Origin of the sequence: Frigoribacterium sp. Leaf186 (assembly GCF_001423905.1) — a bacterium.
Lineage (GTDB): Bacteria > Actinomycetota > Actinomycetes > Actinomycetales > Microbacteriaceae > Frigoribacterium.
This window is the reverse complement of record NZ_LMPQ01000001.1, coordinates 1,070,630-1,088,526: the sequence shown is the minus strand read 5'-3', so window position 1 is coordinate 1,088,526 and position 17,897 is coordinate 1,070,630. Positions and strand designations below refer to the sequence as shown.

Here is a 17,897-nt window from a genome sequence, read left to right as displayed (position 1 = left end):
CAGGCTGCGGGCGGCGGGTGGCTGGCGGCAGGTGGCTGACGGCAGGCGGCTGCCCGCGGTCGGCCGAGGAGGCGCGGGTCGTGTCGCACCCCACCGCTAGCCTCGACGCATGACCCCGCCGCGCCGCCCCTCGTCGTCCCGACCCGCGACCCCGGGTGGCACCGACGCCCCGCGGCTCGATCCGGTCGACCCGCAGGGCCTCGTCGACCTCGGCACCGACCTGCTCGGGCCGCGCGGCAGTCGAGAGCTCGAGCGGTACGTCGACGCCGACCTCACCGACCGCGACCTCGAGGGGGCCGAGTTCACCGAGTGCGTCTTCGAGTCGCCCCGGCTCGGGTCGGCCCGCCTGCGCGGCGCCCGGTTGGTCGAGTCGGTGCTGACCGACTCGTTCGCGCCCGAGCTCGCCGCGTCGCGCAGCACCTGGCGCGACGTACGGGTCGAGCGGCCGCGGTGGGGGTCGGCCGAGCTGTTCGACGCCGAGCTGCGGTCGGTGCACCTGGTCGGCGGCAAGATCGACTTCCTCAACCTGCGCGGAGCCCGCCTGACCGACGTCGTGATCGAGGGGTGCACCATCGGCGAGCTCGACCTCGGCGGGGTGCAGGCCCTGCGGGTCGCGCTCGTCGACTGCCGGATCGGCACGCTCGACGTGACCCGCGCCTCCTTGTCGCACACCGACCTGCGCACGAGCGACTTCTCGCGCATCGACGGCTTCGAGGGCCTGCGGGGCGCGACCATCGACGAGCTGCAGCTCGCGACCTTCGCCCCGACGATGGCGGCCCACCTGGGGCTCGTCGTCGGCTGAGCCGTGCCGTGCCGGCGGGTGGGAACGGCAGCACGGGTGGGCACGGCGACACGCTGTGGGCACGGCGCCACGATGTGGGCACGGCGCCACGATGTGGGCACAGCGCCACGTCATCTCGTGGCGGCGTGCCCATCTCGTGGCGTCGTCCGCGTCGGGCCGCGCTACGCCGTCGCCGAACACGACGGCGGCGGCCCGGGCGGCGGTGCTATCGTCGCCGACAGAGCAACGCGCTCCGGGGTCAGTGAAAATCTGAGCCGGCGGTCACAGTCCGCGACCCGTGTCGTCACCGAGAGGTGGGGGCCCGGTTGAACCGGTGGAACTCCGGTACCGACGGTCATAGTCCGGATGAGAGGTGCGCGGGCCCGGTCCTCCGTCCGCGGACCCCGGGCCGATGCCGACCCTCGCGTCGCGCACCCCCGGAGAGCCCTCGGCAGAGCCAGGCAGACCGGAGGACGACATGACCACGCAGGCAGCGAGCACGCGCCGCACACGAGCCGTGGGGGCGCGACGCCCGCACGGCACGACGGCCACGGCGGTGCGCTGATGTTCACCGGACTCGTCGAAGAACTCGGACGCGTCGAGCGCGTCGACGACCAGGGCGACAGCGTCCGCCTGACCGTCCGGGGCCCGGCCGTCCTGGCCGACGCCGCGCACGGCGACTCGATCTCGGTCAGCGGCGTCTGCCTGACCGTCGTCGCGCAGCAGGGCGACACCTTCACGGCCGACGTGATGCGCCAGACCCTCGCCATGAGCACCGTGGGCTCGTTCGGGACGGGCACCGCCGTCAACCTCGAGCGCGCCGCGCGGGTCGGCGACCGCCTCGGCGGCCACATCGTCCAGGGCCACGTCGACGGCACGGCCACGGTCGTCGAGATCGAACAGGGCGACGCCTGGCGACGCGTGCGCTTCGACCTCGCGGACGACCTCGCGCCCCTGTTGGTCGACAAGGGGTCGGTCACCCTCGACGGAGTGAGCCTGACGGTCAGCGCGATCAGCGAACCCGGCGCCGTGCCGGGCTGGTTCGAGGTCAGCCTGATCCCCGAGACGCTCGCCGTGACCACCCTCGGCGGCAAGGCCGTCGGCGACCGCGTCAACGTCGAGACCGACGTGCTCGCCCGGCACGTGCGACGCATGCTGCGGCTCGACGCCCTGGGCGCGGCGGACGCCGTCGCGACGGGGCGCTCGTGACCGTGTCGGCGCCGGCCGAGGAGGCGCGGGTCGACTCGCGCCCCGCGCCGATCGAGCTCGCCCTCGAGCACCTGCGTCGGGGCCGCCCGGTCGTGGTGGTCGACGACGAGTCCCGCGAGAACGAGGGCGACGTCGTGCTCTCGGCCGAGCTCGCCTCACCCGAGTGGCTCGCCTGGACGGTGCGGGTGTCGTCGGGCTTCGTCTGCGCGCCGATGACCGACGAGATCGCCGACCGGCTCGACCTGCCGCCCATGGTCGCCCACAACGAGGACGCCCGCGGCACGGCCTACACGGTCAGCGTCGACGCGGCGGCCGGCGTGACGACGGGCATCAGCGCGTCCGACCGGGCGACGACCCTTCGGACCCTCGCGTCGGCGACCAGCGTCCGCGACGACCTGCACCGCCCCGGGCACATCCTGCCGCTGCGGGCCCGAGCCGGCGGCGTGCGCGAGCGCAACGGGCACACCGAGGCGTCCGTCGACCTGATGAAGGCCGCGGGCCTCCGACCCGTCGCGGTCATCAGCGAGATCGTGGGCGACGACGGCGAGATGATGCGACTGCCGGCCCTGCTCGACTTCGGCGCCCGCGAGGGTGTGCCCGTCGTCACCATCGCCGACCTCGTCACGTGGCTGGGCGATCGCGACCTCGACGCACCGGCGACGGAACCCCACCACGACACGACCCGCGGCGACGCGACCCACGACGACACCACCCTCAGCACAACCCCCAGCACCCCCGAAGGAGACCCCGCATGAGCGGAGCAGGCGCCCCCACCGAACTCGACGTCGACGGCACGGGAGTCCGCGTGACGATCGTCGCCGGCACCTGGCACGAGACCATCAGCGACGGCCTGCTGGCCGGTGCGCTGTCGACCGTCGAGCGCCTCGGGGCCACGGCCACCGTGGTCCGGGTTCCCGGCAGCTTCGAATTGCCCGTCGTCGCCAAGGCCGCCCTCGAGGCCGGCGCCGACGCCGTGGTGGCGCTCGGCGTGATCATCCGCGGCGGCACGCCGCACTTCGAGTACGTGTCCGACGCCGCCACCTCGGGCCTGCTCCGGGTCACCCTCGACACCGGCAAGCCGGTCGGCTTCGGCGTGCTCACCCTCGACGACGAACAGCAGGGTCTCGACCGGGCCGGGCTGCCCGGCTCGAAGGAGGACAAGGGGGCCGAGGCCGCCCACGCGGCGATCGCCACGGCCGTCCGGCTGCGCGACCTCGCCCGGGCGGGCGCCGCCCGCATCGCCGGCTTCTGACCGCCCGCGGTGCCGGGGCGACGATCGTCCTGGCACCGCGCCTCCTCGGCACCGCGCCTCCTCGGTCCGTCGACCCGCGCCTCCCAAGGGGCACACCGGGGCCGGTGCCTGCGGCTAAGCGAAGACCTCGTCGAGGAACGCCTCGAGCTGCTGCCACGAGCGGCGGTCCGCCCGGGCGTCGTACTGCGCGCCGTGGTCGGGTGCGTCGGTGCCGGGCACCGCGAAGGCGTGCATGACGCCGCTGTAGCTGAGCACCTGCCAGTCGGGTGCCTCGGCAGCCCGCATCTCGTCCTCGAAGGCGACGACCGCCTCGTCGGGGACGACCGGGTCGGCCGCGCCCGTCATGACGAGCAGCGGGGCCGTGACGGCACCCTTCTCGGCGGGCATCCCGGTGCCCAGTCCGCCGTGGAACGACACGACGCCGGCGACGTCGGCACCCGCGCGAGCCAGCTCGAGCGCCCCTGAGCCGCCGAAGCAGTAGCCCATCACGGCGATCCGCGACGGGTCGACGCCGGGTTCGGCGCGCAGTCGCTCGAGGTTCGCGAGCAGCCGTGAACGGAACAGGGGCACGTCGCCGTAGTACTTGCCGGCCTCACCCGCGGCCTCCTCCGGCGAGGGGCGGACGCCCTGGCCGTAGACGTCGCCGGCGAGGGCGACGTAGCCGAGCCGTGCGAGCATCTGCGCGCGCACCTCGACGTGGTCGATGACGCCCATCCAGTCGTGCAGCACGAGCACGCCGGGCACGAGCTCGGACGAGGAGGCGCGGGCCGGCTTGGCCAGGAACCCCTCGAGATCGACGTCGGTCGCCGCGTAGACCTCGTCCGACGTCGTGACGCCGCCCGGGTCGGGCACGCTGTCGAGGACGCGCTGCAGGTCGGGGGAGAGCGGGGGGCTGGGTTCGGTCGTGGTCACACCGGGACGCTACTCCCGGCGGGACGGACGACGCCTGCCGCCCTCAGCCGGGGTCGACGATGCGGGCGACGGCCTGCCGCACGACGTCGCACCGACGCTGCTGCGGTCCGGTGTGCAGGTTCGTCGCCTCGGGGGTGACGAACCAGGCCAGGACCACGCCGAAGACCATCGTCAGCAGCTCGTCCGCGTCCCAGCCCGACGAGATCTCGCCCGCGTCCTGGGCGGCCTTCACCGAGTCGCGGCGCGCCTCGAGCTGGCCGTGGTCGAGCACGCCCGGGCTCGGCAGCGCTACGCCCTCGATCTGACCCCAGAGCAGCAACCGGGCGTCGTCGGGGTTCGAAGCCAGGTGGTCGTAGAGGGCGCTGGCCCACCCCGGCAGGTCGTGGGCGTCGAACGGCACGACGGCGACCCAGCGACCGATGCTCTCGCCGAGGGCCGCGTCGAAGAGGTCGCGCTTGGTCGAGAAGTGGGCGTAGAGGCGCTCTTTGCTCGCCTCGGCGTCGCGGGCGATGGTGTCGACCCGGGCGCCGGCGAGGCCGCGGGCCGCGAACTCCGCCCGTGCCGCTTCGAGCAGTCGTTCCCGCGGTGGGGTGGGTCGTCGTGCCATGCCCAGAGCATAGGGGCAGGTGGTCACCGGACCACCCGGTTCGGGGCGTGGACTTCGCTTACCGGACGGTCCGGTTCGCTCGTCGTCCGGTCGGCGGGCCCGGCCTGCTCAGAGAGCCCGCGCGTCGGCGACCTCGGCACCCGCCGCGGCGGCGACGCCGGCGTTCGTGATGCGACCCGCGACGGCGTTGACGCCCCGCTCGAGCGACGCGTCCGCGGCGATCGCGTCGCGCCACCCGCGATCGGCCAGGGCGAGGGCGTACGGCATGGTCGCGTTCGTCAGGGCCCTGGTCGACGTCTGCGGCACCGCGCCGGGCATGTTCGCGACGCAGTAGTAGACGCTGTCGTGCACGGCGAAGGTCGGGTCGTCGTGCGTGGTCGCGTGCGAGCCCTCGAAGCAACCGCCCTGGTCGATGGCGATGTCGACGAGCACCGACCCGGGGCGCATCGACGCGACCATCTCGTCGGTGACGAGCTTGGGGGCCTGGGCACCGGGGATCAGCACCGACCCGACGACGAGGTCGGCGGCCGCGACCTGGGCACCGATCTCGTACGCCGTCGAAGACCTGGTCTGGACGCGTCCGCCGAACTGGACCTCGAGGGCACGGAGGCGCGGCAGCGACACGTCGACGACCGTCACGTCGGCGCCGAGGCCCAGGGCGTTCGCGGCCGCGTGCTCACCGGCGACCCCGCCGCCGATCACGACGACCTTCGCCTTGGGCGTGCCGGGCACACCGCCGAGCAGCACTCCCGTGCCGCCGACGGGCTTCATGAGGTGGTAGGCGCCGACCATGGTCGACAGGCGGCCGGCGACCTCGCTCATCGGCGAGAGGAGCGGCAGGCTGCGGTCGTCCCGTTGCACCGTCTCGTAGGCGATCGCCGTGGTGCCCGAGGCGAGCACCGCGTCGGTGCACTCGGGCGAGGCGGCGAGATGCAGGTAGGTGAAGAGGGTCTGATCGGCCCGCATCAGCGGGTACTCGGCTGCGATGGGCTCTTTGACCTTCATCAGCAGGTCGGCCTCGCCCCAGACCGTGGCGGCGTCGTCGACCACGGTCGCGCCCGCGGCGGTGAATGCCTCGTCCGAGAAGCCCGAGCCGAGGCCCGCCCCCGACTGCACGAGCACGACGTGCCCCCGGCGCGAGAACTCGTGGACCCCGGCGGGCGTCGCCGCGACGCGGTTCTCGTTGTTCTTGATCTCGGTGGGGATGCCGACGCGCATGGTTCGTCCTCTCGACGGTGGTCTCGACGACGGCGGCCGGTGCACGCCTCTGTTCGCCGAACTGAGGTCAGTGTGCTGTTTCTCATCGATGCCTGCCAAGCATTCCGCACGATATTCTGTGCAGGCGGCATCGCGCCGCATGATCGACGGTGACGGCAGGAGAAGAGATGGCTGCGACGAACGACGTTCGGCTCGACGAGGTCGACCGACAGCTGGTGCGCCTGCTGGTCGCCGACAGCCGCACCCCGAACGCCACGCTGGCGGCCCGGGTGGGCATCGCTCCGTCGACCTGTCTCGCGCGCCTCCGGTCCCTCGTCGAGCGCGGCGTCATCACCGGTTTCGGTGCCGAGATCGACCTGTCGGCGCTCGGCCTCGACCTGCAGGCCCTGATCAGCGTGACCATCCTGGCGTCGGCCCGTCAGCGGATCGCCGCCTTCTCGGCCGAGATCCGGGCCCTGCCCCAGGTGGTGCAGCTGTTCTTCCTCGGGGGGTCGGAGGACTTCATCATCCACCTGGCCGTGCGCGATACGAACGACGTCCGGGAGTTCGTGCTCGACCACCTGTCGGCGCACCCCGCGGTCGCCTCGACGCGCACCAGTCTCGTCTTCGAGCATCACCACCCCGGCCCGACGGTCTGACCGGTCGCCGACCGGGCCGCTCGGGGCCGGTCCGCCGGTCGGCCGGGCTCGGCGTCAGCGCGTGGCCGCGAGCGTCATCGGCAGGTGCGGGATGCCGTCCTCGACGAACTCGTCGCCGTCGACCACGAAGCCGAAGCGGGCGTACCAGCCCGACAGGTGGGCCTGTGCGTCGAGGCGCACGAGCCGGCCCTCGCACGAGGCGACTGCCGCGCGCATCAGGTCGGCGGCCAGGCCGCGTCCCCTCGCCGCCGCGGCGGTCGCCACCCGGCCGATGCGGCGGTCGTCGCCGTCGTGCAGCACGCGCAGCGTCGCCGTGACCCGGCCGTCGTCGTCCGAGGACCAGAGGAGGCGCGTGGTCGGTTCGAGGTCGCGCCCGTCGAGCTCGGGGTATGGGCAGTCCTGCTCGACCACGAAGACGTCGACCCGGAGGCGCAGGATCTCGTACAGGACGACGGGATCGAGGGCGGCGACGGAGGACGAGTGCAGGGCGGTGATCACGGAGCCACGGTACCGGCCCGGCCGGCGCGGCCCCTGTCGGCGTGGCGCCCGCTCGGCCTCGAGGCCGTCACGAGGCCTCACCGAGCGGCAGGGTCGTGAACACGCCGCCCACGGGAGCGTCGGGGGGCTGCACCTGGCCGGCGAACCGCTCGGCGAACGCCTCGGCGTCGTCTTCGGGGTGGTACCCGACAGCCTCACCCGCGGCGAGCGAGACGACGCGGCGGGTGTTGCGGCTGACGCCCCAGACGACGTGGTGCCCGGCCGGGGCGCTCGTCAGGGTCGCCAGCATGAGGCGGGCCGCGTCGGCCGGCGACAACCAGGTGCCGAGGCTGCGGACGTCGTGCGGCTCGAGCTCGCACGTCATGATGCGGGCCGACACGACGGTCGAGCCGAAGCGGTCGGCGTACAGGCTGCCGACGGCCTCGAGCAGCACCTTGCTGACGCCGTAGAACGAGTCCGGGCGGGGAGCCGGCACGTCGTGGTCGGCGGCACTCGAGCCGGGTTCGAACCCGACGGCGTGCACCGAGCTGGCCGCGAAGACGCGGGTCACGCCGGCACGGCGGGCGGCCTCGTGCACGACGTAGGCGCTCTCGACGTTGAGGTCGCGGATCTCGTGCCAGGTGCGCTCGCTGGCGTGGGAGGCGAGGTGGACGACGAGGTCGGCCCCGTCGAACGCCACCGTCAGCGACTCGAGGTCGGTCACGCCGACGTGCTCGAAGGTCTCGTGCTCGCGGAGGTCGTCGCCGGGTGCCACCACGTCGAGCAGCCTCAGGTGGTGGCCGGCCTCGAGCAGCAGGGGGCGCACCCAGGTCGCGATGCGCCCCGAGCCCCCCGTGATCGCGATGGTCGCCATGTGTGCCGCCTCTCGTCGTCGGCCCGTCCGCCGGGCACCTCGTGCCCCCATCCTGCCGGTGGCCACCGACACGGGCGACCGGGGGCACGTCCCGCGTCCGCCGAAGGGCCCTCGTGACTCGTCCCCGCGTCCCCCGGATGCCCCACCCGAGCCTGGCAGGGCTCTGGCGATGCCCTGGCAGGGCACTCCACGGCCGGGGTCGGTGACGCGTCACCTCGTACCGTGACCCGAGGCCCGACGACGTGCCCCGACCCTGCCCCCGATCGAAAGGCACACCGTGTCGTCAGCCTCCTCGTCCCTCGGAATCCTCCTGCTGCGCGTCGTCCTGGGGGTGGTGTTCGTCGTGCACGGGTGGCAGAAGCTCGCGGTCGACGGCCTCGCCGCGACGCAGGGCGCCTTCGGCGGCATGGGCATCCCGTTCGCCGAGGTCGCCGCCCCGGTCGCGGCCGTCACCGAGCTCGCCGCCGGGGTCGCCCTCGTCGTCGGCTTCGCCACCCGGGTCGCCGCGGCCCTCCTGGCGGTCACGGCGGTCGTCGCCCTGGTCGCCGTCCACCTGCCGAACGGATTCCTCTCGGCGACGGGCGGCATCGAGTACGTGCTCGTCCTCGCCGTGGCCTCGGTCGCGATCGTGCTGACCGGCCCCGGCCGCCTCGCCCTCGACGCGGTGGTCGTGCGCGGTCGACGCGCTCGGCGCGAGACTCCGGCCTCCGAGCCCGTCCCCGCCTGATGGCGGGCCCCTGACGGCGCGCCCCTGACGGCGCCCGCCCGGGCGGGACGGGTGATCGTGACGTGCCCGCGAGGGTGATTTGCGCCTCCTCGTCCCGACCGGGAGCGTGATCCGTGATCGGCTGGACGGCGATGCCCCCCGCCCACGACCGCCTCCGTCCGCCGGACGCTCGACCCCGCCCCGGTTCCCCCGTCGTCGTGTTCGGCGACGTGCTCGACGACATCATCGTCATGCCGCGGACGGCCGACCCGGCGGGGACCGAGACCGCCGCGACGATCCGGCACCGTGCGGGGGGCTCGGCCGCCAACACGGCCGCGTGGCTCGGCTCGTTGGGCGTCGACGTGTCGTTCGTCGGCCGGGTCGGCACGGCCGACCTCCAACGCCACGCGCAGTTGCTCGCCAACGCCGGGGTCTCGGCCCGGCTCGCCTACGACGCGCACGACCCGACCGGCACGGTCGTGATCACGGTCGACGGGACGTCTCGCACGATGTTCACCGACCGGGGTGCCGGCGCCTCGTTCGGCCCCGACGACGTGCCGGACGACCTCGTGGCTCGGGCTGGCCTCGTGCACTTCACCGGGTACACGGTCGCCCAGTCGCGCAGCCCGGTCGCCCTCCGCCGGCTGCTGGCGCGGGCCCGCGAGGTCGGTGCGCTCGTCTCGGTCGCGCCGGGCAGTGCCTCGGTGGTCCGCCGCTTCGGGGCGCCGGCGTTCCTCGCCGCCGTCGAGGGGGCCGACCTGTTCTTCCCGTCCCGAGAGACCGCCCGCGAGCTGACGGGACTCGAGCAGCCGACCGGGTCGGCGGAAGCGCTGGCCGATCGGTTCGGCGTGGTCGCCGTCGTCGACGACGACGGGGGAGCGACCGTGGCGACGCGGGGGCTGCCGCCCGTCACGGTCGACGGCGTGGCCACGCGCTGGGTCGACTCGGTCGGCCTCGTCGACGCGTTCTCGGCGGGGTTCATCGCCGCGTGGGCGACCTCGCGCAGCCTCGGCGTCGCCGGTCGCAGCGGAGCCCGGGCGGCGGCGAGGGCGGCGGGCGTCGCGGGCGGCAGACCGCCGTCTTGACCAGGAGGACCTGCTCGCCCCCGTCGATCCGCCCGCCCGCCTTGTCGCCTCGCTAGCGCGGGCTCTCGCTCGTGACCGTCACGGTCTGCACGCGGGGCGGACGTTCGGGCGTGAGTCGGATCTCGAAGCGGACGTCACCCCGGGCGCCGCGTCGACGCCAGACGAGGTGAGACGGCGCCGTCGACTCGTCGGCCGGCAGCGGGTCGCCGTCGCCCGAGTCGTCCCAGCCGCCCACGGACTCGACGAGGGCCGCCCAGGAGGCGCGTCGACGGTCGAGCGGGACGTCGAGCTCGACGTTCTCGCTGAACAGCCCGTCGGGGACGGCCCCACCGCGGACGACGGCTTCGACCGCATCGCGCGCGGCCGTCGTCTCGGACCAGGGCCGCACGACGACCCGGGAGTCGGGCCGGTCGGCCATGATGCCGTCGAGGGCGAGGCCGATCGGTTCTGAGACCTTCGAGTAGGTCGCGTTCTCGAAGCCGATCGCTCCCAGGCCGGTCGCGGCCTGCCACCGCATGTGGGCTGAGAAGCCGGGGTAGCCGCCGCTGTGCGACACCACCGGGCCGTGGTCGGGGTAGTGCTCGACGAACAGGCCGAACCCGTATCCGCCCGGGTGCCCGGCTCGGGCGGGCACGAACCGTTGCACCTGCTGCATCTCGCGGCGGGAGGCGCGCGACAGGATGCCGTCGAGGTCGCCGCGGCCCTCGGGGTCGAACGCCGAGCCGAGCCAGCGGGCCCAGCGGGTCAGATCGGTGACCGTGCTGAAGAGCCCGCCGATGGGCGAGAACGCGCCGGGCCCCGAGAACGGCAGGGCGTCGCCCCCGTCGGAGGCGCGGCGATGGCCCGTCGCGACGCCGCCGGTCGCCGGCACGGTCGCCTCGAACCCCGTGGCCGACAGGCCGAGGGGCTCGAGGATCGTCGACTCGACCACCTCGCGGTACGGCCGTCCGGCGACGGCGGCGATCGCCCGGCCGACCAGGGCGAAGCCGAGGTTCGAGTAGGCGAACGTCGTGCCGGGCACGCTGTCGAAGGTGAGCCCAGCCCTCAGCAGCGCGTCGAGCTCGTCGTCGGTGAGGGATTCTTGCCGGTCGCCCCAGGGGTCGTCGGTCGGGAAGCCGGCCGACATGGTGAGCAGCATGCGCAGCGTCGGCACCGGGGAGTCGGCCGTGGGCAGGACCACCTCGGCGAACGCCGGCACGAAGTCGGTGATCGGAGCGTCGAGCGAGACGAGCCCGGCGTCGCGCTGGGCGAGCAGGGCCGTGGCCGTGAAGCTCTTGGTGCACGAGGCGATCCGGTAGGCGGTGTCGACGCCGGGCGCCCTGCCCGGGGCGATCTCGCCCGACGACCCGTCGTGTGTCTGGCCCGAGCGGTCGAAGGTCGCCCAGACCGCGCTCGGCCCGCGACGCTCGGGTGGGCGGGCCGCGAACACGGCGTCGATGCCCGTCGGGGACGCGGAGCCGGCGGGGTGAGGGGTCGTCGTCACGGAGGTGATCCTCTCGGAGGGGCGGGACGGAGCAGGGCGGGAGGGCACGGGACAGAACGAAGCAGGACGAAGCGCGGCTGGGCGGAACGGCGTGGGGCGGTCCGGTCGGCGGCCGGTCAGTCCGACCGCGTGCTGCGGCGCATCGCCTCGTAGGCGTCGAGGGCGGCACGTCGCGAGGCCTTGAGGTCGACCATGGGCTCGGGGTACGAGTCGTCGTCGACCTCGGGCACCCACCGGCGCACGTAGTCGCGGTGCTTGTCGAACTTGTCGGCCTGCAGCACGGGGTTGAACACCCGGAAGTACGGTGCGGCGTCGGCCCCCGAGCCTGCGGTCCACTGCCAGTTGGCGGGGTTGTTGGCCTCGTCGGCGTCGACCAGGGTGTCCCAGAACCACCGTTCGCCGACGCGCCAGTCGGCCAGCAGGTTCTTGACGAGGAAGCTCGCCGTGACCATGCGGACGCGGTTGTGCATGTAGCCGGTCGTCCAGAGCTCGCGCATGCCAGCGTCGACCAGGGGGATGCCCGTCGTGCCCTGCTGCCAGGCCTCGAGCTCGCCCTGCTCGAGTTCGTGCCACGGGAACTCGTCGAACTCGGGCCGGTAGTTCTTCGTGGCCAGGTGCGGGTTCGCGAACAGCACGGTGTGGTTGAACTCGCGCCAGACCAGCTCGCGCAAGAACCCCGAGGCCTGTTCGCGGGCGTCGGGTGCGAGGTCGCCGCGCATGCGGTGCCACACCTGGAAGGGACTGACCTCGCCGAAGCGGAGGTGCGGCGACAGGTGGCTGGTGGCCTCTTGAGCCGGCTCGTCGCGCAGGCCGTAGTCGGCCAGGTGGCCCGTGGCGAAGCGTTCGAGGGTGTCGAGGGCGGAGGCCTCGCCCGGGGTCCAGGTCTCGCGGAGCCCACCGGCCCAGTCGGGCGACGTGGGAAGCAGCTGCCACGAGTCGAGGTCGTCGCTGTCGGGCCCGGAACGGGGCGCGTCCAGTTCGTCGGGGGCGGCCACGGGGTGCCGCGGCTCGGGTCGGTCGAGGCAGGCCCGCCAGAACGGTGTGAAGACCTTGAACGGCTGACCCTGGCCGGTCTGGATCGTCCAGGGCTCGAACATCAGGTTGGCCTGGAAGCTGCGCACGTCGAGGCCGCGCTCACGCAACGACGACTTGAGGTCGGCGTCGGTGTCGCGCGCGGCGAGCCCGTAGCGGCGGTTCCAGAAGACGGCACCGGCACCGACCTCGTCGACGAGGCGGGGCAGTTCGCGGGCCTGGGGGCCCCGGCGGAGGGTCAGCCGGCCGCCGATCTCGCGCAGCGACGCGTCGAGGGCCGAGAGGCTGTGGTGCAGCCACCAGCGCGACGCCGCACCCAGCGGGCGGATGCCCTCGGTCTCGTCGTCGAGCAGGAAGAGCACGACGACGGGCTCGCCACGTTCGACGGCGGCGGTCAGGGCGGGGTTGTCGGCGAGGCGGAGGTCGTCGCGCAGCCAGACGATGGACGGTGACGTCATGCGCTCGCCTCGATCGGCGTGCCGAGGCGCAACTTCGTGCACAGGTCGGCCAGGGACGCCAGTTCGTCGTCGTCGAGGGCGCCGCCCACGCGTCGACGGATGGCCGCGGCGTGGCTGACGGCCGTCCGGCGGTAGAGGTCGTACCCCTCGTCGGTCATGGCCACGATGATGCCGCGCCCGTCGCCGGGATCGGAGGCCTTCTCGACGATGCCCTTCGACGCGAGCCGGTCGACGAGACGGCTGATGCTCGGCTGCGTGAGGAGCAGGTGGCGCGTCAGGTCGCGGATGCGTGCGCGGCGGTCGGGCTGGTTCGACAGGTTGAACAGCACGTCGTACTCGTTGAACGAGATCTCGTTCGTCGGGAAGCAGTCGGTCAGTTCACGCATGACGCTGACCTGGGCCCGGAACAGCGCCTCCCAGGCACCCACTGCCATCGATGTCTCCGTCATGTCGCACCTCACGTTCGTCGAGGACGAGTCTACGAAAGGGCACCGACGTCGGGCCGACACCGGGCAGGACCGCGCCGTGGCCGACCCGTGGCCGGGCCGTCGCGGGGCGGACGACAGAGGGCCGGTCGCACGATGGCGACCGGCCCTCTTCCCTTGCACCAAGAGTGTCCTGCAATCACATTCCGCCTCGGCCGCCACAGCAAACGACGTCGGCGAGACACAATCTATAACGGATCGGTAACGGTGGTCCAGCGTTGATTCCGAGCAGTTCCTGAGAACTCTGACAGAGCGACCCGTGCCGACGTCGAAGCCGACGCCCTGCGGCGCCTGGGGGCCGACGTCGGGTGCGGGCGGCTCAGAACACGTCGGGCGACGGGGTCGACGCGTGCCGGATCGAGACGTCGGCGTGACGGTCGAACCGGTAGCCGACGCCACGCACGGTGCGGACGATGTCCTCGAAGGCGCCGAGCTTCGACCGCAGGCGACGGACGTGCACGTCGATGGTGCGCTCGTTCGGCACCTCGTCGTCGCCGTCGGCCCACAGGCTCGAGATGAGCTCGGCCCGTTCGATGGTGCGGCCCTCGCGCAGCACGAGGTACTGCAGCAGCTCGAACTCCTTGTAGGTCAGGGGTGCGACGTCGCCGTCGAGCAGCAGGCGCTTGCGAGAGATGTCGACGACCACGCCGCCGCGCGCTCCGGGCTCGTCGTCCTCGGTTACCTGGCGGCGCTTCGCGAGTGCCGCAGGGTCTTGGAGGGCGAGTCGGACGACCTCGACGTCGCGTCCGCCGGCACCCTCGGGTGCCAGGGCGACGGCGGCGTGGGTCTCGGCCGCCGGGGCGATGCGGGCGACGAGCTCCTTGATCTGCGAGACCACGTCGCCGAGCGACGTGCCGTCGGCCGCGGCCTTGAGCTCGTCGAGTCCGACGTAGAGGACGAAGCCGCGGGCCTCGGTGCCCTCGGGCACGGCGCGGGGTCGAGGTGCCGCGGGGGTGTCGGCCGCCGACGCGGTGGGCGCCACGACGGGGGCGGCGGAGCGGGCCGGGGCGACCTCGCGGAGGGGGGTCGGTGCGGCGGGACGAGCGGGCGAGACGGTGCGGGTGGCGGTGACGGGGCGGTCGAGGATGAGGGACATGACAGGCGGGGTCCTTGCGTGACGGCGGCTGCCGCTCGGGCCGACGGGTCGCCGGGGTGCCGAGGGACTGCTCGATGTGTGTCGGTGCTCGATCCCGCCGGCGATGGTGCCGTACGTCACGAGCAGTCGGTGCGATGCACCGTTCGGGATGCGCGTCGGGGGTGGCGACGCGAGGCATCCTGGAGTCGGTGGCTCAGCGACCGGGTGGGGCCGCGAGCTCAGCTGGCGGTGTCAGCAGCTTCGACTCGGCGAGGTGTGTGGCCGGATCAGGCACACATTCGACACGTGACAGCGTGCATCGGCATCATCGTGCCGGTGCTCCCGAGGGCCTCACGAGAGGTCGGGGTGAGCACGCTGTTAGTCATGGGGTCGATCTTGTTACACGCCGCGTCCCCGTGTCAAGCGAGGCGCGCCGACGGGCACCGTGACCGGCGCCGGGACGACGAACCGCGCCTCCTGACGTCCAGGAGGCGCGGTGCGGGTCGTGTGGAAGGGTCGCGTCAGGCGAGCCCGTAGAGGCGGTCGCCCGCGTCGCCGAGGCCGGGCACGATGTAGCCCTGCTCGTTGAGCTTCTCGTCGACGGCGCCGAGCACGACGTGCACGTCGCGGCCCTGCATGGCCTTCTCGACCGCGGCCAGCCCCTCGGGGGCGGCGAGGATGCAGACCGCCGTGACGTCGACCGCGCCCCGGTCGAGCAGGTAGTCGATGGCCGCGATGAGCGACCCGCCCGTGGCGAGCATGGGGTCGAGCACGAAGCACTGGCGGTTCGAGAGGTCGTCGGGCAGGCGCTCGGCGTAGGTCGTCGGCTGCAGGGTCTCTTCGTCGCGCACCATGCCGAGGAACCCCACCTCGGCCGTGGGGACCAGCTTCGTCATGCCCTCGAGCATGCCGAGCCCGGCCCGCAGGATCGGCACGACCAGCGGCCGCGGCTGGCTGATCTCGAGACCGGTGGCGGGGCCGACCGGCGTCTCGATGTCGACGGGGCTCGTGCGAACGTCGCGCGTGGCCTCGTAGGCCAGCAGGGTGACGAGCTCTTCGGTCAGCGCCCGGAACGTGGGGGAGGGCGTGCTCTTGTCACGGAGCACGGTCAGCTTGTGGGTGATGAGGGGGTGGTCCGCTACGTGCACTCGCATAGGCTCAACGGTAGCGGAGTCGACCGGTTCCGTGAGCCGCCCCGACCCCGTTGAGGCCCCGTGATCGCCGTCCCGCCCGAGTTCGACGACTGGATGTCGCTCGCCCTCGTCGAGGCCGACGCCTGTCGGGTCTCGGCCGACGTGCCGGTGGGTGCCGTCGTGGTCGACGCCGGCGGGGTCGTGATCGCCACCGGGCGCAACGAGCGCGAGCTGCGCCAGGACCCGACGGCCCACGCCGAGGTGATCGCCCTGCGGGCCGCCGCCCGGCACACGGGCGACTGGCACCTCACCGGCACGACCCTGGTGGTCACGCTCGAACCGTGCCCGATGTGCGCAGGCGCCCTGCTCGCCGCGCGCGTGCCGCGGCTCGTCTACGGCGCCTGGGACGACAAGGCAGGAGGCGCGGGCAGCGTCTACGACATCGCCCGCGACCGCAGGCTTCCGCACCGTGCCGAGGTCTACGCCGGGGTGCGCGAGGCCGAGTGCCGGGCGCAGCTCGACGCGTTCTTCGCCGGGCGGCGCTGAGCCGGGAGGCGCGCTGGTCGCCGACCCGCGCCTCCTCGGGTCTCAGTCGGCGGCGCGGATGACGATAGCGTCGGTGGGCGGGTCGACCTGGCCGGGTTTCACCCAGACGTCGGGTTCGACGTAGATGACGCGGGCGATGGGCACGGCCTCGCGGATGCGCGCCTCGACCGCGTTGATGGCGCTCGCCACGTCGGCGAGCACGGTCCGGCCGGGCATCGCGACCTTCACGCCGACGAGCAGTTCGTCGGGCCCGAGGTAGAGCGTCTTCATGTGGATGATCGACTCGACCTCGGAGCCGCCCGTGACGGCGTCGCGGATCTTCTGCACGTCGTCGGCCGAGGCGCCCTCGCCGACGAGCAGGCTCTTGGTCTCGATGCCGAGGATCACGGCCACCGCGACGAGCAGCAGCCCGATGGCGATGGTGCCGATCGCGTCGTAGAGGCCGTCGCCGGTGATCCAGGTCAGGACGACGCCGATCATGGCGAACGACAGGCCGAGCAACGCCGCGGCGTCCTCGAGCAGCACGACGGGCAGCTCGGGGGCCTTCGCCCGACGGATGAACGACGCCCAGCTCTGCTGGCCCTTGCTCGGGCGGGCCTCGCGGATCGCGGTGCGCAGCGAGAAGCCCTCGAGTGCGAGCGAGATCGCGAGCACGAGCACGGGCAGCCACGGCACGTCGAGCGGGTGCGGCTCGCGCAGCTTCTCGACGCCCTCGTAGAGCGAGAAGACCCCGCCGACGCTGAACAGGATGATGGACACGACGAACGCGTAGACGTACCGCTCACGCCCGTGGCCGAAGGGGTGCTCGGCGTCGGCCGCCTTCTTCGCCTGACGGCCGCCGAGCAGCAGCAGCAGCTGGTTGCCCGAGTCGGCCAGCGAGTGCACGCCCTCGGCGAGCATCGACGACGAGCCCGAGAACGCCCAGGCGACGAACTTGGTCACCGCGATGCCCAGGTTCGCGCTGAGTGCGGCGATGATCGCCTTGTTGCCGCCGTGAGTGCTCATCGGTTCGATCCCCTCGTGTGGTCCAGGTCGATCCTAGGATGGCCGGATGGTCACCACCCTCCCCACCACAGCGATTCTCGGAGCCGGCTCGATGGGCGGTGCGATCCTGCAGGGCCTGCTGCGCCCCGAGGTCGAGGTCGACGGCGGCGTCCGGGTGACCAACCGCACCGAGGTGAAGGCGCGGGCCCTGCGGCACGGCTCCGTCACCTCGCTCGCGACCGAGACCGACCCGAGTGCCAACGCCTCGGCCGTCGTCGGCGCCCGGCTGGTGTTGATCGGCGTCAAGCCGCACATGGTGGTCGACCTGTTGCGCGAGATCGGCCCGGTGCTCGACGCGGGTGCCGTCGTGGTCAGCCTCGCCGCGGGTGTCACGACCGCCACCATGGAGGCCGCCCTGCCCGAGTCCGTCTCGGTGCTGCGCTCGATGCCCAACACCCCGTCGCACGTCGGGCTGGGCGTCACCGGCCTCAGCGCCGGGTCACGGTCGACCGACGCCGACCTCGCGCTCGCCCGGTCGCTCTTCGCCGTCGTCGGCGATGTCGTGGTCGTCCCCGAGTCGCAGATCGACGCGCTCAGCACGATCTCGGGCTCGGGGCCCGCCTACGTCTTCTACCTGATCGAGCAACTGCAGGAGGCGGCGGTCGCGTTGGGCTTCACCCGCGCGCAGGCCGCCACCATGGTCCAGGGCACGTTCCGCGGCGCGAGCGAGCTGCTCGCGGCGAGCGACGTCCTGCCGGCCGACACCGCACCGACCGAACTGCGCCGCCGAGTCACGAGCCCCGGCGGCACGACCGAACGTGCCGTCGCCGAGCTCGAGCAGGGCGGCCTCGTCGACCTCTTCGAACGGGCCACCCGGGCCGCCCTCGCCCGCAACCGCGAGATCGCCGAGGGTCGCTGAGCCGCTTCCTGCCCGAACGCACC

Annotated in this window: 19 protein-coding genes, 1 pseudogene and 1 riboswitch; of the genes and pseudogenes, 9 read left to right on the top strand and 11 right to left on the bottom strand. The window is 73.2% G+C overall.

Annotated features, from left to right (window positions below):
• Window positions 1-109: 109 nt before the first annotated feature.
• The 4 genes and pseudogenes from ASG05_RS04970 (at window position 110) to ribH (ending at window position 3,242) form a co-directional block, all read left to right on the top strand.
• Complete coding sequence (locus ASG05_RS04970) at window positions 110-802, top strand: pentapeptide repeat-containing protein (RefSeq protein ID WP_056257923.1); 693 nt, start codon at window positions 110-112, stop codon at window positions 800-802.
• 224 nt (window positions 803-1,026) lie between these two features.
• Window positions 1,027-1,163, top strand: a riboswitch (FMN riboswitch).
• Window positions 1,164-1,345: 182 nt separating this feature from the next.
• The gene (locus tag ASG05_RS04965; RefSeq protein WP_056257921.1) at window positions 1,346-1,990 is read left to right on the top strand and encodes a riboflavin synthase; all 645 of its coding nucleotides are present in this window, start codon (window positions 1,346-1,348) and stop codon (window positions 1,988-1,990) included.
• Window positions 1,991-1,992: 2 nt separating this feature from the next.
• Window positions 1,993-2,658 (top strand): annotated as a pseudogene (gene ribB / locus ASG05_RS04960) (3,4-dihydroxy-2-butanone-4-phosphate synthase); the annotation flags it as partial.
• Between the two features lie 83 nt (window positions 2,659-2,741).
• Window positions 2,742-3,242, top strand: coding sequence for a 6,7-dimethyl-8-ribityllumazine synthase (gene ribH / locus ASG05_RS04955; RefSeq protein ID WP_056257919.1), 501 nt, complete (start codon window positions 2,742-2,744; stop codon window positions 3,240-3,242).
• Between the two features lie 114 nt (window positions 3,243-3,356).
• On the opposite strand, the gene ASG05_RS04950 is transcribed toward ribH, so the two are convergent.
• The 3 genes from ASG05_RS04950 to ald form a co-directional block, all read right to left on the bottom strand.
• A complete protein-coding gene (locus ASG05_RS04950) occupies window positions 3,357-4,154 on the bottom strand; it encodes a dienelactone hydrolase family protein (protein WP_056257917.1) in 798 nt (265 codons plus the stop codon).
• Window positions 4,155-4,197: 43 nt separating this feature from the next.
• Entirely contained in the window at window positions 4,198-4,761 is a 564-nt protein-coding gene (locus tag ASG05_RS04945; protein ID WP_056257915.1) for a TetR family transcriptional regulator, read from the bottom strand.
• A gap of 108 nt (window positions 4,762-4,869) precedes the next feature.
• Window positions 4,870-5,979, bottom strand: a complete 1,110-nt coding sequence (ald, locus tag ASG05_RS04940) for an alanine dehydrogenase (protein ID WP_056257912.1) — start codon at window positions 5,977-5,979, stop codon at window positions 4,870-4,872.
• Between the two features lie 167 nt (window positions 5,980-6,146).
• Between ald and ASG05_RS04935 the strand changes: the two genes are divergently transcribed.
• Window positions 6,147-6,617: an Lrp/AsnC family transcriptional regulator gene (locus ASG05_RS04935; protein ID WP_056257909.1), complete on the top strand. Its 471-nt coding sequence runs from the start codon at window positions 6,147-6,149 to the stop codon at window positions 6,615-6,617.
• Window positions 6,618-6,671: 54 nt separating this feature from the next.
• Here the strand turns inward: ASG05_RS04935 and ASG05_RS04930 are convergent, their stop codons facing one another.
• Together ASG05_RS04930 and ASG05_RS04925 are read right to left on the bottom strand one after the other, a co-directional pair.
• Window positions 6,672-7,115: a GNAT family N-acetyltransferase gene (locus ASG05_RS04930; protein WP_235491388.1), complete on the bottom strand. Its 444-nt coding sequence runs from the start codon at window positions 7,113-7,115 to the stop codon at window positions 6,672-6,674.
• A gap of 67 nt (window positions 7,116-7,182) precedes the next feature.
• On the bottom strand, window positions 7,183-7,968 hold the full coding sequence (locus ASG05_RS04925) for an NAD(P)-dependent oxidoreductase (RefSeq protein ID WP_056257905.1): 786 nt from the start codon (window positions 7,966-7,968) through the stop codon (window positions 7,183-7,185).
• Window positions 7,969-8,245: 277 nt separating this feature from the next.
• Between ASG05_RS04925 and ASG05_RS04920 the strand changes: the two genes are divergently transcribed.
• Together ASG05_RS04920 and ASG05_RS04915 are read left to right on the top strand one after the other, a co-directional pair.
• Window positions 8,246-8,695 (top strand): DoxX family protein, encoded by a 450-nt coding sequence (locus tag ASG05_RS04920; RefSeq protein ID WP_056257902.1) that lies wholly within the window; start codon window positions 8,246-8,248, stop codon window positions 8,693-8,695.
• Between the two features lie 131 nt (window positions 8,696-8,826).
• Window positions 8,827-9,759, top strand: a complete 933-nt coding sequence (locus tag ASG05_RS04915) for a carbohydrate kinase family protein (RefSeq protein WP_157490053.1) — start codon at window positions 8,827-8,829, stop codon at window positions 9,757-9,759.
• Between the two features lie 52 nt (window positions 9,760-9,811).
• Here the strand turns inward: ASG05_RS04915 and ASG05_RS04910 are convergent, their stop codons facing one another.
• The 5 genes from ASG05_RS04910 to upp all read right to left on the bottom strand — a co-directional run bounded on the left by ASG05_RS04910 (window position 9,812) and on the right by upp (window position 15,446).
• Window positions 9,812-11,242, bottom strand: coding sequence for a serine hydrolase (locus tag ASG05_RS04910; protein ID WP_056257899.1), 1,431 nt, complete (start codon window positions 11,240-11,242; stop codon window positions 9,812-9,814).
• Window positions 11,243-11,358: 116 nt separating this feature from the next.
• Entirely contained in the window at window positions 11,359-12,732 is a 1,374-nt protein-coding gene (locus tag ASG05_RS04905; protein ID WP_056257897.1) for a deoxyribodipyrimidine photo-lyase, read from the bottom strand.
• Complete coding sequence (locus ASG05_RS04900) at window positions 12,729-13,166, bottom strand: MarR family winged helix-turn-helix transcriptional regulator (protein WP_228497569.1); 438 nt, start codon at window positions 13,164-13,166, stop codon at window positions 12,729-12,731. Before ASG05_RS04900 ends, ASG05_RS04905 begins: the two co-directional genes overlap by 4 nt.
• 370 nt (window positions 13,167-13,536) lie before the next feature.
• Complete coding sequence (locus tag ASG05_RS04895; protein ID WP_056257892.1) at window positions 13,537-14,313, bottom strand: winged helix-turn-helix domain-containing protein; 777 nt, start codon at window positions 14,311-14,313, stop codon at window positions 13,537-13,539.
• A 500-nt stretch (window positions 14,314-14,813) separates the two neighbouring features.
• Window positions 14,814-15,446: a uracil phosphoribosyltransferase gene (gene upp / locus ASG05_RS04890; protein ID WP_056257890.1), complete on the bottom strand. Its 633-nt coding sequence runs from the start codon at window positions 15,444-15,446 to the stop codon at window positions 14,814-14,816.
• A gap of 93 nt (window positions 15,447-15,539) precedes the next feature.
• Between upp and ASG05_RS04885 the strand changes: the two genes are divergently transcribed.
• Window positions 15,540-15,971: a nucleoside deaminase gene (locus ASG05_RS04885; RefSeq protein ID WP_056258506.1), complete on the top strand. Its 432-nt coding sequence runs from the start codon at window positions 15,540-15,542 to the stop codon at window positions 15,969-15,971.
• A gap of 42 nt (window positions 15,972-16,013) precedes the next feature.
• Here the strand turns inward: ASG05_RS04885 and ASG05_RS04880 are convergent, their stop codons facing one another.
• Window positions 16,014-16,976, bottom strand: a complete 963-nt coding sequence (locus ASG05_RS04880; protein WP_056257888.1) for a cation diffusion facilitator family transporter — start codon at window positions 16,974-16,976, stop codon at window positions 16,014-16,016.
• A 46-nt stretch (window positions 16,977-17,022) separates the two neighbouring features.
• On the opposite strand from ASG05_RS04880, the gene proC reads away from it, so the two are divergent.
• Window positions 17,023-17,874: a pyrroline-5-carboxylate reductase gene (gene proC, locus ASG05_RS04875; protein ID WP_056257885.1), complete on the top strand. Its 852-nt coding sequence runs from the start codon at window positions 17,023-17,025 to the stop codon at window positions 17,872-17,874.
• Window positions 17,875-17,897 lie beyond the last annotated feature (23 nt).